Annotated in this window: 17 protein-coding genes; 15 read left to right on the top strand and 2 right to left on the bottom strand. The window is 64.7% G+C overall.

Features of this window, described 5'->3' with window-relative positions; genetic code table 11:
- The first annotated feature begins 37 nt into the window (after positions 1-37).
- Complete coding sequence (locus ACEW7X_RS04495; protein ID WP_420177662.1) at positions 38-985, top strand: helix-turn-helix transcriptional regulator; 948 nt, start codon at positions 38-40, stop codon at positions 983-985.
- 28 nt (positions 986-1,013) lie between these two features.
- Here ACEW7X_RS04495 and ACEW7X_RS04490 read toward each other — a convergent pair whose 3' ends face one another.
- Together ACEW7X_RS04490 and fliE are read right to left on the bottom strand one after the other, a co-directional pair.
- Positions 1,014-1,754, bottom strand: a complete 741-nt coding sequence (locus ACEW7X_RS04490; protein WP_257740721.1) for an RNA polymerase sigma factor FliA — start codon at positions 1,752-1,754, stop codon at positions 1,014-1,016.
- A gap of 80 nt (positions 1,755-1,834) precedes the next feature.
- Entirely contained in the window at positions 1,835-2,173 is a 339-nt protein-coding gene (gene fliE / locus ACEW7X_RS04485) for a flagellar hook-basal body complex protein FliE (RefSeq protein ID WP_420177661.1), read from the bottom strand.
- Between the two features lie 137 nt (positions 2,174-2,310).
- Between fliE and ACEW7X_RS04480 the strand changes: the two genes are divergently transcribed.
- The 14 genes from ACEW7X_RS04480 to fliR all read left to right on the top strand — a co-directional run bounded on the left by ACEW7X_RS04480 (position 2,311) and on the right by fliR (position 13,938).
- Entirely contained in the window at positions 2,311-2,568 is a 258-nt protein-coding gene (locus ACEW7X_RS04480; RefSeq protein ID WP_420177660.1) for a hypothetical protein, read from the top strand.
- Positions 2,565-4,244, top strand: a complete 1,680-nt coding sequence (gene fliF / locus ACEW7X_RS04475) for a flagellar basal-body MS-ring/collar protein FliF (RefSeq protein WP_420177659.1) — start codon at positions 2,565-2,567, stop codon at positions 4,242-4,244. The genes ACEW7X_RS04480 and fliF overlap by 4 nt, the downstream gene beginning before the upstream one ends.
- Positions 4,237-5,259 carry a flagellar motor switch protein FliG gene (gene fliG / locus ACEW7X_RS04470; RefSeq protein ID WP_420177658.1) on the top strand — a complete coding sequence of 341 codons (1,023 nt, stop codon included), beginning with the start codon at positions 4,237-4,239 and terminating at the stop codon, positions 5,257-5,259. Before fliF ends, fliG begins: the two co-directional genes overlap by 8 nt.
- Complete coding sequence (locus ACEW7X_RS04465; RefSeq protein WP_420177657.1) at positions 5,252-6,058, top strand: flagellar assembly protein FliH; 807 nt, start codon at positions 5,252-5,254, stop codon at positions 6,056-6,058. The genes fliG and ACEW7X_RS04465 overlap by 8 nt, the downstream gene beginning before the upstream one ends.
- Positions 6,042-7,481 (top strand): flagellar protein export ATPase FliI, encoded by a 1,440-nt coding sequence (gene fliI, locus ACEW7X_RS04460; RefSeq protein ID WP_420177656.1) that lies wholly within the window; start codon positions 6,042-6,044, stop codon positions 7,479-7,481. The genes ACEW7X_RS04465 and fliI overlap by 17 nt, the downstream gene beginning before the upstream one ends.
- Positions 7,474-7,926 carry a flagellar export protein FliJ gene (gene fliJ, locus ACEW7X_RS04455; protein ID WP_130487213.1) on the top strand — a complete coding sequence of 151 codons (453 nt, stop codon included), beginning with the start codon at positions 7,474-7,476 and terminating at the stop codon, positions 7,924-7,926. Before fliI ends, fliJ begins: the two co-directional genes overlap by 8 nt.
- Before the next feature lie 33 nt (positions 7,927-7,959).
- The gene (locus ACEW7X_RS04450; RefSeq protein WP_415358805.1) at positions 7,960-9,390 is read left to right on the top strand and encodes a flagellar hook-length control protein FliK; all 1,431 of its coding nucleotides are present in this window, start codon (positions 7,960-7,962) and stop codon (positions 9,388-9,390) included.
- Positions 9,391-9,543: 153 nt separating this feature from the next.
- The gene (locus tag ACEW7X_RS04445; protein WP_127773363.1) at positions 9,544-10,086 is read left to right on the top strand and encodes a flagellar basal body-associated FliL family protein; all 543 of its coding nucleotides are present in this window, start codon (positions 9,544-9,546) and stop codon (positions 10,084-10,086) included.
- Positions 10,087-10,092: 6 nt separating this feature from the next.
- Positions 10,093-11,103, top strand: coding sequence for a flagellar motor switch protein FliM (fliM, locus tag ACEW7X_RS04440; RefSeq protein ID WP_253596089.1), 1,011 nt, complete (start codon positions 10,093-10,095; stop codon positions 11,101-11,103).
- Entirely contained in the window at positions 11,100-11,648 is a 549-nt protein-coding gene (gene fliN, locus ACEW7X_RS04435; RefSeq protein WP_415358806.1) for a flagellar motor switch protein FliN, read from the top strand. Before fliM ends, fliN begins: the two co-directional genes overlap by 4 nt.
- Before the next feature lie 2 nt (positions 11,649-11,650).
- The gene (locus ACEW7X_RS04430) at positions 11,651-12,019 is read left to right on the top strand and encodes a FliO/MopB family protein (protein ID WP_253104383.1); all 369 of its coding nucleotides are present in this window, start codon (positions 11,651-11,653) and stop codon (positions 12,017-12,019) included.
- Positions 12,020-12,030: 11 nt separating this feature from the next.
- On the top strand, positions 12,031-12,807 hold the full coding sequence (fliP, locus tag ACEW7X_RS04425; RefSeq protein WP_253596088.1) for a flagellar type III secretion system pore protein FliP: 777 nt from the start codon (positions 12,031-12,033) through the stop codon (positions 12,805-12,807).
- 56 nt (positions 12,808-12,863) lie between these two features.
- Positions 12,864-13,133 carry a flagellar biosynthesis protein FliQ gene (fliQ, locus tag ACEW7X_RS04420; RefSeq protein WP_068371961.1) on the top strand — a complete coding sequence of 90 codons (270 nt, stop codon included), beginning with the start codon at positions 12,864-12,866 and terminating at the stop codon, positions 13,131-13,133.
- 19 nt (positions 13,134-13,152) lie between these two features.
- A complete protein-coding gene (gene fliR / locus ACEW7X_RS04415) occupies positions 13,153-13,938 on the top strand; it encodes a flagellar biosynthetic protein FliR (protein ID WP_420177655.1) in 786 nt (261 codons plus the stop codon).
- Positions 13,939-13,973: the final 35 nt, after the last annotated feature.

Genomic DNA, 13,973 nt, shown 5'->3' with positions numbered 1-13,973 from the left:
GCCAGCAAGGCGCCGGCCGGATCAACAGGGGTCATGCATGATCTACCGTCTGAACGCCGCGGATATTTCCGGGCCAGTACGCTTGCGACAAGGCGCCTGGCTGCGCTCCCGACTGCCGGGTGAATTGGGCGAATGCATCAACGATATCTGCCAGCTCGACGATGGCCTGGCCCTGGCCTATACCCACTATCACCCCCGGCTCGACCTGCTGGAGACCAGCGCCATCGAGCGTGAAAACCGGGTGCTGACCATTGTGGTGGCACTGGAAGGCGAATCCAGCATCCTGGGCGGCGACGGCCAGCGCTTCGACTTCGTGGCCGGCCACAGCACGCTGGCCGCGCTGTCCAGCGGCCGCGGGGAACGCCGCTTTTCGGCCAACCAGCCGGTCCGCCAGTTGCGCCTGATCGCCAATGAAGCCCTGCTGCAACGCTTTCAACTGGAGCATCTGCTTGAAGGCGTCGGCGCACAGCACCGTTTCCGCCATATTTCCTTCAGCAAGGACAACGGTGCGACCCAGCGGCTGGCGCATACGCTGCTGCATCTCCACCGCCGCAATGCCGGCAGGCTGGAACTGCAGATCGCGGCGCTAGGCCTGTTGGCGGAGCAGACGCGAGCATTCCTGCCGGCCTGCGCGCAAACGTCGAAACTAAGCCCCGACGACCAGGAAAAAATCCTGCGCGCGCGTGAAATCCTGCTCAATGAGTACGCTCAGCCGCTTACCATTGCCTATTTGAGCGCTGCCGTCGGCACCAATGATTTCAAGCTCAAGCAGGGTTTCAGGGAGTTGTTCGATACCAGTCCGTACCGCCTGCTGACTTCGGTACGGATGGAAAAAGCCCGGGAGTTGCTGGAAATGGGCGCCCGCGTCTCGACCGCCGCCTATCAAGTCGGCTATCAGCATCTATCGAGTTTCAGTACGGCCTTCGAACGTTATTACGGTCATGTTCCCAAGAGCGTGGCCCATGCTGGCAGGGAACGCGATTAGCCAGCCCCCCCCTGCTGCCCGCCAGGTATCAGCCCAACAGGCGTTCGTCCGCCATCGCCTCGTCCCGGCGGTCCCAGTCACGACTGGCCATGCACGCACGTATGCGAGCCATGGCCTGCGTGCGCAACTGGCAAACCCGCCCTTCGGTCACCCCCAGAACCAACGCTACCTCCTTGAGGTTCATGTCTTCCTGGTAGAGCAGGGACAGCAACAGTTTTTCTCGTTCCGGCAGTTTTTCCAGCGCTTCGATCAGGACCGAGCGGAAATCCGCCTGCATGATGGCATTGAGGGGATTGGCACGGCCCTGGTCGGAAAAAATCCAGTCGTGGCCAGATTCGTCCTGGCCGTGGGACAGGTCTTCGGCATAAAGCAGTTGTGCCCCGTGCGCATCCTGCAACATTTCATGGTACTGCGACAGGCTGACCCCGAGCTCTTCGGCCATGGCCGCCTCGGTCGCCGCCTGGCCGGTGCGGGCTTCGACGCTGCGCATGGCATCTTCGATGCGACGCGCTTTTTCGCGCACGCCACGCGACAGCCAATCCATGCCGCGCAATTCGTCCATCATGGCCCCACGGATGCGTTGGGTCGCATAGGTGGCAAATTGGGCATGCGGCATTTTCCGATATTTGCGCACGGCATCGAGCAGGCCCATGCTGCCTGCCTGTATCAGGTCATCCAGCTCCACCGACGCCGGCAGGCGCGCCAGCAGGCGCAGCGCGATCCGCCGGATCAGGGGCAAATACTGTTCGATGAGTTCCGATTCTTTCAATGACACGCCTAGCGACCATGAACGCCGGCTCCGCCTGGGCGCCGGGGGAGCATCAGAAATTTAGCGGGCAGCCAGCCGCCTCAGACCGGCATGCTGGAGATTTCCTGGTAGGCAGCAACGAAGCGGTTGCGTACCTGTACGGTCATCTGAAAAGCGATACCAGCCTTTTGCATATCCAGCATGACATCGTTGAGCGCAATGCCAGGCTGACCGGCCTCGTAGGCTTGCGCCTGCTGGTTGGCGGATTCCTGCATGGAGGATACCCGCGCCAGCGAGCGTTGCAGCTCCTGGGCAAAGCCGCTTTCCCTGGCTGCGCCCGACGCCCGCATTTCGGCCGCGGGCGCAGCGCCTGCCGCACGGGCAAGCTCGCGCATGCTGGACAACAATTGCTCGATTCCGGACATTTGCACCATGGCCATTCAGACTACCTTTTGAACCCTGGCACAAGACGTGCGCGCAGGTATTGGCGCCAGGCAGCAGCACTGCCCACCGCGGGAAATTGCCAAAACACAATAGCAGATAAAACTGGCAGACGCAGCCGCACCAGCGCCTCCTGATGTTCACCAAAAGACAGGCCATCACCGCTGCAAAAACAAGCCGGCATGCGGCTTTCAGCTTCGTTTCCTGCTACCTGCAAAAATTGATTAGCGCCAAAAATGGCGGCTTTTCAGCGTTTATTCCCCTACTGCCGACAGCGATAATCCCCAGCTCGAATATAGAGGTCCGCCTCGTGCCGCAACCCGTATTTCTGCTGAGAATCGCGCTACTGCCATCACTGGCCTGCGCCGCCCTCCTCCAAGGACTGTCCGCATGAGTCAAGACACAGTCCCGGGCCGCCTGTCCGGTTTCTTCACCCGCTTTCCGCAGTTGGCCTTCCTGGCCCGCGTGCCCAAGCCGGCGCTGCTGGGCGCGGGCGCCCTGGCCATTGCCTTGCTGGCGGTCGCCCTGCTGTGGTCGCGCGGCCCTGAATACCGTGTCCTGTTCTCCAATATCGAAGAACGCGACGGCGGTGCGATCGTGACCGCGCTCACCCAGATGAATGTGCCCTACCGTTTCAGCGATAGCGGCACGGCCCTGCTTGTTCCCGCCGAGAAAGTCCATGAAACCCGCCTGGCCCTGGCGGCCCAGGGGCTGCCCAAGGGTGGCTCGGTCGGTTTCGAACTGCTAGACAACCCCCGTTTCGGCGCCAGCCAGTTCAGCGAGCAGGTCAGCTACCAGCGCGGCCTGGAAGGCGAGTTGGCACGTTCCATCGAATCCCTGCATGCCGTGGAACGCGCCCGCGTGCATCTGGCGCTGCCGCGCCAGTCATTGTTTGTACGCGAGCGCCAGAAGCCCACCGCGTCGGTACTGCTGACGCTCTACCCCGGCCGCCAGATCGACCACGCCCAGGTTACCGCCATCAGCTGGCTGCTGGCTTCCAGCGTGCCGAACCTGCACGCGGATGACATTTCCGTGGTGGACCAGAGCGGCCGCCTGCTATCCACGCCCCAGGGCGAGGAATTCGGCTTCGATGCCGACCAGCAACGCCGCGCGCGCCAGATCGAACAGCGCGCCGAAGAACGCATCCTTGCGCTGCTGAACCCCTTGCTGGGCAGCGGCAATGTGCATGCGCGCGTGACCGCCGACCTGGACGTTTCCCGTCGCGAACAGACTTCCGAAAGCTATCGTCCCAATCAGTCGCCCAATGAAGCAGCGGTACGCAGCCGGCAAAGCAACCGCCGCGAGCAGACCGGCCTGGCTCCCGCAGGCGGCCCGCCGGGCGCACTCAGCAACCAGCCCGCCCCGGCTGCCGTCGCACCGATAGATGCCCCCGCCACCGGCAATGCCGCAACCCAGGCAGAAGCAGGCAAACCCGCCGCCCCGGCCGCACCGACGCAATCCAGCGCCGATGAAACCATCAACTACGAAGTGGACCGCACCATCGAACATGTGCGCACGCCGGCCGGAGAAGTACGGCGGCTGTCGGTGGCCGTGGTGCTGAACTACCTGCCTGACGCGCAAGGCGTCCCCCAGCCCTTGTCCCCCGAGGACATGGCCAAGATCGAAGGCATCGTCCGCGATGCCGTGGGCTACAGCGAAGCGCGTGGCGACAGCGTCAGCCTGGCCAACAGCCCCTTCACCGAAAACCTGGCGCAAACAGACGAACCGCCTTTCTGGCGCGACCCGTTCTACCTGGACCTGGGCCAATCCATGCTGCAATACCTGCTCTATCTGTTGCTGGCGCTGTTTGCCTGGCGCGCCGTCATCCGTCCCATCCTGAACCAGCGCAATGCCCCGGCAGCCGCGCCGGCGGCGACAGCGACGGCGCAGTCCGAAGCGCAGCTGCAGCAGATTCGCGAGGCGCAGAGTGCCGCGCTGCGTGAACAGCAATTACAGGCCGAAAAGCACAGCCACGAAAAGAACCTGGCCGCCGCCCGCGAACTGGCGCAGAAGGACCCACGCGCCGTGGCCATGATTATCCGCGCCTGGATGGAGGGCAAAAATGGCTAAGTCCCCCTCTGTCACCGAAACGGAACTGAACGGCCTGCAGAAAAGCGCCATCCTGATGCTTTCCCTGGGCGAAGATTCCGCTGCTGCGGTATTTCGCCACCTGCAGGGCACGGAAGTCCAGGAACTGGGTGCGGCCATTGCCAACCTGAAGCAAATCTCGCGGCAGGACGTCAACAGCACGCTGAGCAGCTTCCGTGACGATGCAGAACAGTTCCTGGCCGTTTCCATCGGCTCGGACGACTACATCCGCGCCGTGCTGACCAAGGCGCTGGGCAGCGAAAGAGCCGCCGGAATCATTGACGACATCCTGGAAGTCAGCAGCACCAGCAGCGGCATTGATACGCTGAACTGGATGGATGCCTCGGTTGTGGCCGAACTGATCGGCGGCGAACACCCCCAGATCATCGCCACAATCCTGGTGCACCTGAAGCGCGACCGCTCCGCAGCCATCCTGAATTTCCTGCCGGCCCGCCTGCGCACCGATGTCATGCTGCGCATCGCCACCTTCGGCGGTGTGCAACCCGCCGCGCTGGCCGAACTCACCACGACGCTCAGCACCATACTGAGCGGCCAGGGCGCCAAGCGCAGCAACATGGGCGGCGTGAGGACAGCGGCGGAAATCCTCAACATGATGAGCACCAGCGACGAAAAATCCATCGTCGATGCACTGCGCGAACGCGACAACGACCTGACCCAGCGCATTGTCGACGAGATGTTCGTGTTCGAGAACCTGCTGGAAATGGACGACCGCAGCATCCAGACGCTGCTCAAGGAAATCGAGGGCGAAGTGCTGACCATTGCGCTCAAGGGCGCGCCGGAAGACCTGCGCGAGAAATTCCTGGGCAATATGTCGGTACGCGCCGCGCAGATCCTGCGCGAGGACATCGAAATGCAGGGCCCGGTGCGCATGTCCCAGGTCGAGACCGAACAGAAGAAGATCCTGGCGATCGCCAAGCGCCTGGCCGAAGACGGCCAGATTGCCCTGGGCACCCAGGGCAACGACGCCTATGTCTGAACAAGAAACGCCGCTGCCGCCCAAGCCGCGCAACCGTGCATGGCAACGCTGGCAAATGGCCTCGCTGGAAGCGGAAACCGGCGCGCCTGATTCACCTGACGCACCTGACGCGCCTGTGGCGCCCCCGAAACCGGAAGAAGTCGATCCGCGCGCGCTCATCGCCCAATGGCGCGAGCAGGCCGAGCAACAGGGCTATGAACTGGGCTACGCCCAGGGCCTGGAAGCTGGCCGGCGCGACGGACTGGCCAGTGGCCGCGAGGCAGGCGAAAAGCAGGGTCATGCCGAGGCACTGGCCCAACGCCAGGAAGAGAACGCCGCACTGCACGCCCGCCTGCACGACATTGTTCGGCAGGCCGACACGGCCGCCAAGCGGTTGGACCGCGAAGTGGGCGACGCGCTGGTCCGGCTGGCCCTCGATATCGCCCAGGATGTCGTGCGCGCCGAACTGCGCCAGCGCACGGATGCCATCGTCCCGCTGGTGCGCGAAGTCCTGGCGCTGCATTACCAGCAGCCCATCCTGGCGATGCGCCTGCACCCTGACGACTGCGCCGTGGTGCAAAGCCAGTTGCCTGCTGAACTGGCCGCCACCGGCTGCCGGTTGAGCGCCGATGCCAGCCTGCAAGTCGGCGACTGCCTGGCGGAAACCACGCTGGGCGACATAGATGCCACCTTGCGCGCGCGCTGGCGCCAGCACGCGGAGGCGCTGGGCGTTGAACATGAATGGACTGCGGCCGCGCCGCCAGCCAGCCCTTCTGAACCTGGCACGGGCCAGGCGCAAGCCGATGAGCACTCCGCTTGAACAGCGCTGGCTGAGCCAGCTGCAACTGGCCCGGCAGCGCATCGCGCATTGCCCGCCCTGGCAGCCGCTCGGGCGCATCACGCGAGCGGTCGGCCTGGTACTGCAAGCTACCGGACTGAGACTACCGGTGGGCGCCGCCGTCACCATCGCCCATGGCCAGGGCGATGATGGCGGCATCGAAGCCGAAGTCGTCGGCTTCGACGGCCAGACCTTGTACCTGATGCCCCTGCAGGACATTGCCGGCATCATGCCTGGCGCCCGCGTGGTGCCCCAGTCCCTGCCTCGGCGCCGCGTCACGGCCTTGCCGCCGGGCGAAGCCGATGCCACCCCCGCCAGCCATGCCGCACGCCAGCTGCCGGTCGGTGACATGCTGCTGGGTCGGGTGCTGGACGGCGCCGGCGTCCCCCTGGACGGCAAGGGTTCACTGCAGGATGCGCCGCGCAGCACGCTCGCCCACACCTTCATCAATCCGCTGGACCGCGCGCCCATCCATGACGTGCTGGATACCGGCATCCGCTGCATCAATGGCTTGCTGACGGTGGGCCGGGGACAGCGCATGGGCCTGTTTGCCGGGTCCGGCGTCGGCAAGAGCGTGCTGCTGGGCATGATGGCGCGCTATACCCAGGCCGATGTGATTGTCGTCGGCCTGATCGGCGAGCGCGGCCGCGAAGTGCAGGAGTTCATCGAAACCAATCTCGGCCCGGCAGGCCTGGCCCGTTCCGTGGTGGTGGCGGCCCCGGCTGACGTCTCTCCCGTCTTGCGCCTGCAAGGCGCGGCCTATGCCACGCGTGTGGCCGAATACTTCCGGGACCAGGGCAAGCATGTCCTGCTCATCATGGACTCCCTGACCCGCTACGCCATGGCGCAACGGGAAATCGCGTTGGCCGTGGGCGAACCGCCAGCCACCAAGGGCTATCCGCCTTCGGTGTTCGCCCGCCTGCCAGCCTTGGTGGAACGCGCCGGCAATGGCGCGGCTGGCGCCGACGGCGCCAGCCATGGCTCCATCACCGGTTTCTATACCGTGCTGGCCGAGGGTGACGACCAGCAGGACCCGATCGCCGATGCGGCACGCGCCATTCTGGACGGCCATATCGTCCTGTCGCGCCAGCTGGCGGAATCCGGACATTACCCCGCGATAGACATCGAAGCCTCCATCTCGCGCGTCATGACTGCGATCACCGATGCCGGCCAGCAGGCCGACGCACGCCGCTTCAAGCAATTGTTTTCCCGCTATCAACGCAGCCGCGACCTGATCGCGGTAGGCGCATATGTGCCCGGCAACGATGCACAGCTCGATGATGCCGTGGCCCGCTTTCCTGCCCTGGAACGCTATTTGCAGCAGGGCCTGAACGAAAACATTTCCTACCCGCAGGCCACCCAGGCTCTGGGCGGCCTCTTCACCCAGGCAGGACGCCATGTCTGAAGCCACGCCGCTGGACACCCTGATCGACCTGGCGCGCCAGCGCACCGACGACGCCCTGCAAGCGTTCGGCCAGGCCCAGGGCAAGTGCAACCAGGCCCGCCAGCAGTTGCAGGCGCTGCATGAATACAGCGATGACTACCGGCATAACCTGCAACACGGCATGGGGCAAGGCATGCAAACGGCGACTTACCGCAATTATTCGTCGTTTCTCGACAGTCTGGATCAGGCCATCGCGCAGCAAAATGGGATATTGCAATCTCAGCAGCGGCAATTGGAAGCATTGCGCCAACGCTGGCTGGATGAGAAACGCAAGCTGGACGCCTATGTGACACTGGCCACGCGGCGCACGCACGCAGCCGACCTCGTCGCCCAGCGTCGCGAACAGCGCGCCATGGACGAGGTTTCCGCACGCCTGGCGCGCCAGCCCCTGGCTTACGCCCCCTGATTCCACGCCTGTCCATTTTCCTGCCCGCCCATCATGACGAGTCTCCCCCCCCTGGTACAAGCCAACCAAGCGCTGGAATCCGTGCGAGATCAGGCCGCCGCCCAGCGCCGCGGCGAGGCCCGGCACCTGGAAAACCGAGGCCTGCGGGACACCTTAGAATTTTCGGCGCTTATGGCGCGCCAACAGTTGCGGCCGCACGAAGCGCAAGGCAATGCCTCGCGCCCCGCCGGAGACTCTGACACGGCAGAAGAAACGGATGCCCTTGCGCAGGCGCAAGCGGCAACCGAGGCCAGAACGCACCCGGATGCCACAGCCGCCATGACCCTGGCCGCCACCACGCCGCCGGCAGCGACCGGCGCCAGAGACGCAGCCGCCACGCTGGCGCCGGATGCCGCCGGCCATGGCGATGCCAATGACCCGGACGGCCTGCGCAACACCATGCTGTTCCTGGCCCAGACGCAACGCCCGGCCGCTGCCGGCGGCGCGCAGGCACGGACGGCCAGCATGAGCGGACCTGCCCCGGCGGAGCGCCACACGGATGCCACGTGGCCTGAAACCGGACCAGAAGAAACGCAGGACAGCCTGCGCGCCAGCTTCCTGACCAACGGATTGGCGCCAAGTGCAAGGGCTCAGGTCGGCCGTAGCCGCAGCGGCGCCAGCATGGTCACCGCGGGCCGGGAACCCCGTGCCATTGCGGGGAAAACGGCGGCTGAACCTGCCCTGCCAAGCCGGCCCGGCCTCCGCCACGCAGGTGCGGCCACCGGCGCGCGCCTCGCGCCAGCCGCAGAAGCCGGCTCTGCAGACGCGGCCCAAGCCAGGCTCGTGGCAGACACATTCAGCACGGGCATCGCGGCAGAAACCCGCGGCACGGAGGAAGCGTCTCCGGGCCTATCAATGCAGGTTGCGCCAGCCCCTACCGGCTTGCCGGCCGCCAGCCCGACGGGCGGGCTTCTGCATGGTGCGCCCGGCACCGCACCGGCGCCGCATGCCGGCGCGCTGCCGCAACACCTGGACAGCCCCGCCTGGCAATCCGCACTGAGCCAGCAATTCCTGCGCCTGGGGCAATTTGCCGCCGGCCAGCAATCGGTCGTTCAGCAAATGGACCTGAGCCTCAATCCGGCCTCGCTGGGCCCATTGCGCATCATGATGACCGTACAGGACGGCGTTGCCCATGCCTGGATCAACACGGCCCACTCACATGTCCGCCAAAGCATAGAATCCGCCCTGCCGCAGTTGCAGGACGCCCTGGCCGATACCGGCCTGACCCTGGCGGATACCCAGGTCAGCGACCAGCCCGGGGCGGGCCATGAACAGGCTCAGGCATTTTTCCAGGCTGCGCTGCGCCAGGCCCGCAGTGGCCCATCCGCCAACGTCACCGATAGCGGTGCGGCCTCGCTGGCAAGCGCCGGCAGGGCACCGGCCCGGGTATTGCGCCCCGATGCGCTGCTGGACACTTTCGCCTGAAGCCATAGCTACGAATACCTGCTGAAACCAGGCTTTGTTCTCTGGGCAGGATTCCAGGCCGGTCGGGCACAATCTGGAATCGGGCGCACGCGGCAAGCGTCGCTTTCCGAACAGTCTTATCCCAGGCCCCAGGCGTTTTACTCCGTATTCCTCATGCCAGATATCGACGCCAGCACGTCCCCTCCGCGCAAACGCAATCTCTTCCTGAAATTTGTCGGCGCAGTACTGCTCATCGTACTGTTTGCCTTCGCAGGCATTGGCGGTGCGTGGTTCTACGTCAACCGCGAACACCCGGTGGCTACCGATGCCACCCAGGCAAGCGAACCCGCTGACGCCACGTCCGCCGTCTCGAACGGCAGGGACCCGGACGCCAACGCACCCATGCCGATTTTCGTGGATCTCACGCCTTTCACCGTCACGCTGTCCGACAATGTCATGGAACGGCTGGTGCACATGGCCATCACCGTCCGCCTCAGTGATGAAGAATCCAAGGAAAGGCTGCAACGCTACCTGCCGGAAGTGCGCAACCGCGTGCTGATGATCCTGACCGACCAATCCCCCGAAACCATTGCCAGCACACGCACCCGCGCACGGCTGTCACAGGATATCTCCGAGGCCTTGAGCCGGCCTTTCAAACCGCTGGTGCGGGGCCAGCAGATCATCGACGTGCTCTTCACCGATTTCGTGGTGCAGTAGCGAACCATGGGCTACGAAGCATTCCTTTCTCAGGACGAGGTCGATGCGCTGGTCGCCGAGGTTTCCGGCGACACTTCCGCGCAGGATGCCGCCGGGCAGGCTGATGCGGGCGCGGTAAGGGCCTACGACCTGGGCTCGCCGGACCGCATCGTGCGCCGGCGCATGCAGACGCTGGAACTCATCAACGAACGCTTCGGCCGCAATATCCGCAGCGCGCTGCTGCAATTCATGCGGCGCAGCGCCGACGTTTCCGTCAGCAGCCTGCGCATCATGAAATACATAGATTTCGAGCGCAACCTGCCCGTGCCCAGCAACCTGAACATGGTTGCCATGCGCCCGCTGCGAGGCTCCGCGCTGTTCGTCTTCGACCCCAGCCTGGTCTTCCTGGTGGTGGACAGCCTCTTTGGCGGCAGCGGCCGCTATCACACGCGAGTCGAAGGACGCGAGTTCACCCTGACCGAACAGCGCGTCATCCAGCGCCTGCTGCGGCTGACCCTGGATTGCTACGGCAAGTCGTGGGAGCCGGTCTACCCGATAGACTTCGAATACATCCGTTCCGAGATGCACACGAAGTTCGCCAGCATCACCGACAGCAATGAAGCCGTGGTGGTCAGCGCCTTTCGCATCGAGTTCGGCACGGTAGGCGGCACCCTGCATATCTGCCTGCCGTATTCCATGATCGAACCGATCCGCGACCTGCTGACCCGCCCGCTGCAGGACGCGTCGCTGGACGCCGCCGATCGCCGCTGGACCTCGCTGCTGGCACGCGAAGTACGCCAGGCCGAAGTCACGCTGGCAGCGCAGTTCGGGCACATCCCCCTGAAACTGCAGGATTTGCTGAAGTTGAAGATCGGCGACGTTCTGCCGCTGGAAAGGCCGGAAACCGTTCAGGCCAACGTGAACAACGTGCCGGTAATGGAATGCGAATATGGCCGGCACAACGGCAGTTATGCGCTGCGCGTGCGGCAGATCCTTGCGCACCCGGACCTTGATTCGAATGAGATTGACGCACTATGACGACTGATTCCTCGTCCCCGAACCCACCGCCCCTATCCGCCGATACGCTCGCGCAAGACCTGGGCGGCACGCAGGCTGACGGCCTGGCGCAAGCCGGCGAAAACGCCAGCGGCATGGACCTCTGGGAACAGGCGCTGGCCGAGCAGGCTGCCGCCACGGCGGCCAGCACCCAGCCGGCGCCGGCCCAGGCTGACGCCACTTCCGCCCCTGCAAGTGCAGCAGCCGCCCCGAAACGCGTGGACTTCCCGCCCCTGAGCGATACTGCCGGGACGTCGGTCAATGACCTGGATATCATCAAGGATATTCCGGTCCAGCTGACGGTCGAACTGGGGCGCACGCGCATCACCATCAAGAATCTGTTGCAGCTAGGCCAGGGTTCCGTCATCGAGCTCGATGGCCTGGCCGGCGAGCCCATGGATATTTTCGTCAATGGCTTCCTTATCGCCCAGGGCGAAGTGGTCGTCGTCGAAGACAAATATGGCATCCGCCTGACGGATATCGTGACGCCATCGGACCGTCTGAACCGCCTGAACAAAACCCGCTGACCATGGATTCCGGCTCGATATTGCGCATCATTGCCGCCCTGCTGGGCGTCATCAGCGCGATCCTGCTGGGCGCCTGGCTGATCCGCCGCAGCGGCGTGCTGGGCCAGCAGGTACGACGCCACGATTTACGCGTGCAGGCCAGCCTGGCGCTGGGGCCCCGGCACCGCATCGTACTGGTTTCCGTGGAAGGCGAACGCATGCTGCTGGGCCTGTCGCCGCAGAACATCCAGCATCTGGCAACCCTGCCCCCCGGCGCCGCAGAGGCCGAGGCTGGCGACATCCCGGCTGCCAGCCTGCCAAACGGCGACGCCGCACCTGTGGCCGGCGCCTTCCAGCGGGCGTTGAACCAGTGGCGTGCCGCCCAGCCCTGAACCTGCCCATCATGCATTTGCCTCGCCTGTCCAACGCCCGCTTCGCCGCCGCCTGCCTGGCGCCGCTGCTGTTCCTGGCCTGGCCCCTGCCGGCCGCGCTGGCGCAATCGCTGGCCATGCCCGCACTGACTGCCACGCCCGCCGCCGACGGCGGCCAGATCTATTCGCTCAGCGTGCAAACGCTGCTGATGCTGACGCTCATCGGGCTGCTGCCAGCCATGCTGCTGGCCATGACCGGTTTCACCCGCGTCATCATCGTGCTGGGCCTGTTGCGCAATGCCATGGGGACCGGCTCCTCGCCGCCCAATCAGGTGTTGATCGGGCTGGCGCTATTCCTGACCTTTTTCACGATGTCGCCGGTGTTCGACCGCATCTATGAAGACGCCTATACCCCGCTGTCGCAAGGCAGCATTTCCTTCGAGGCTGCCGTCGAGCGCGGCGCCCAGCCCTTGCGCGAATTCATGCTGGCCCAGACCAGGGCAAACGATCTGAGCCTGTTCGCCGGCATGGCGGGGCTGCCCGAACTGGAAGGTCCGGAACAGGTGCCCATGCGCGTGCTGATCCCGGCCTTCATGACCAGTGAACTGAAAACGGCATTCCAGATCGGCTTCACCATTTTCATTCCCTTCCTGATCATCGACCTGGTCGTTGCCAGCGTGCTGATGGCGCTGGGGATGATGATGGTGCCGCCCGTCACCATTGCCCTGCCTTTCAAGTTGATGCTGTTCGTTCTGGCGGACGGCTGGACCTTGCTGCTGGGATCGCTGGCCCAGAGCTTCAATACCTGACCTGCAACCGGCAAATGCGCCGCCACAGGCGCACCGCCCCATGCACCGGAGAAATCATGACGCCCGAAGCGGTAATGACGCTGGCCTATGAAACCATCAAGATCGCGTTGTCCATTGCCGGACCGCTGCTGCTGGTCATCCTGCTGGTCGGCCTGGCCATCAGCATTTTCCAGGCAGCCACCCAGATCAACGAAATGACGCTGTCGTTCATCCCCAAGCTGCTGGCCATGTGCGGCACGCTGGTATTGCTCGGCCCTCTGCTGATCGAACAATTGGTGGACTACATGCGCCAGCTGTTCAGCGCCATTCCCCAGTTCGCCCAGTAGGCGCAAGGCCAGGACGGCCATGATTGCCCTGACGCTGGACCAGCTTTACGGCTGGATCCACGCTTTCATTCTTCCCTTCGCCCGCATCGGCGCGCTGATGCTGACCGCACCCGTGCTGGGCGACGCGGCCATCCCGAAGAAAATCAAGCTGGCCATCGCGCTGGCGCTCACCCTGGCCCTGGCGCCTGCTGCCGGGCCAATTCCGGATATTCAACCAGGCTCCTGGCCCAGCCTGGCCATCATCGCCAGGCAGCTCCTGATCGGGTTGGCGATGGGCCTGTGCATGCGCGTGGTCTTTGCCGCCGTGCATACGGCGGGCGAATTTGTCGGCCTGCAAATGGGCCTGTCCTTCGCCACGTTTTTCGACCCTGGCGCGGGTGCCAGCACCACCGTGCTGTCACGCCTGTTCAATGCGATTGCTGTCCTGCTGTTCCTGGCGCTGGATGGCCATCTGCTGATGATCGCCGGCCTGCAGCGTTCCTTCGAAAGCCTGCCGCTGGCGGCGCCGCTGGATTTCAGCGGCTGGGGCGTGCTGCTGGAATGGAGCAGCGCCATCATCGTCTCCGGCCTGCTGATGGCATTGCCGCTGATCACCGCTTTATTGACCATCAACCTGGCGCTGGGCATTCTCAACCGGACAGCGCCGCAGATGTCTGTGTTTGCCGTCGGTTTTCCCGTGTCGCTGATTGCCGGCCTGCTGGCCCTGCTGGTCGTACTGCCCAACAGCAGCGGTTTTCTCGGCAATCTGATCCAGGATGGCCTGGAAAACATGCTGCGCCTGGTACAGGCGCTGGCGGGAGGTTGAGCGGCCGCCTTGGGCAGCTCGCCCGCCGGGCCCGC

This window comes from Kerstersia gyiorum, assembly GCF_048595715.1.
Classification (GTDB): Bacteria; Pseudomonadota; Gammaproteobacteria; order Burkholderiales; family Burkholderiaceae_B; genus Kerstersia; species Kerstersia gyiorum.
This window is presented reverse-complemented; position numbering and strand designations above follow the sequence as displayed.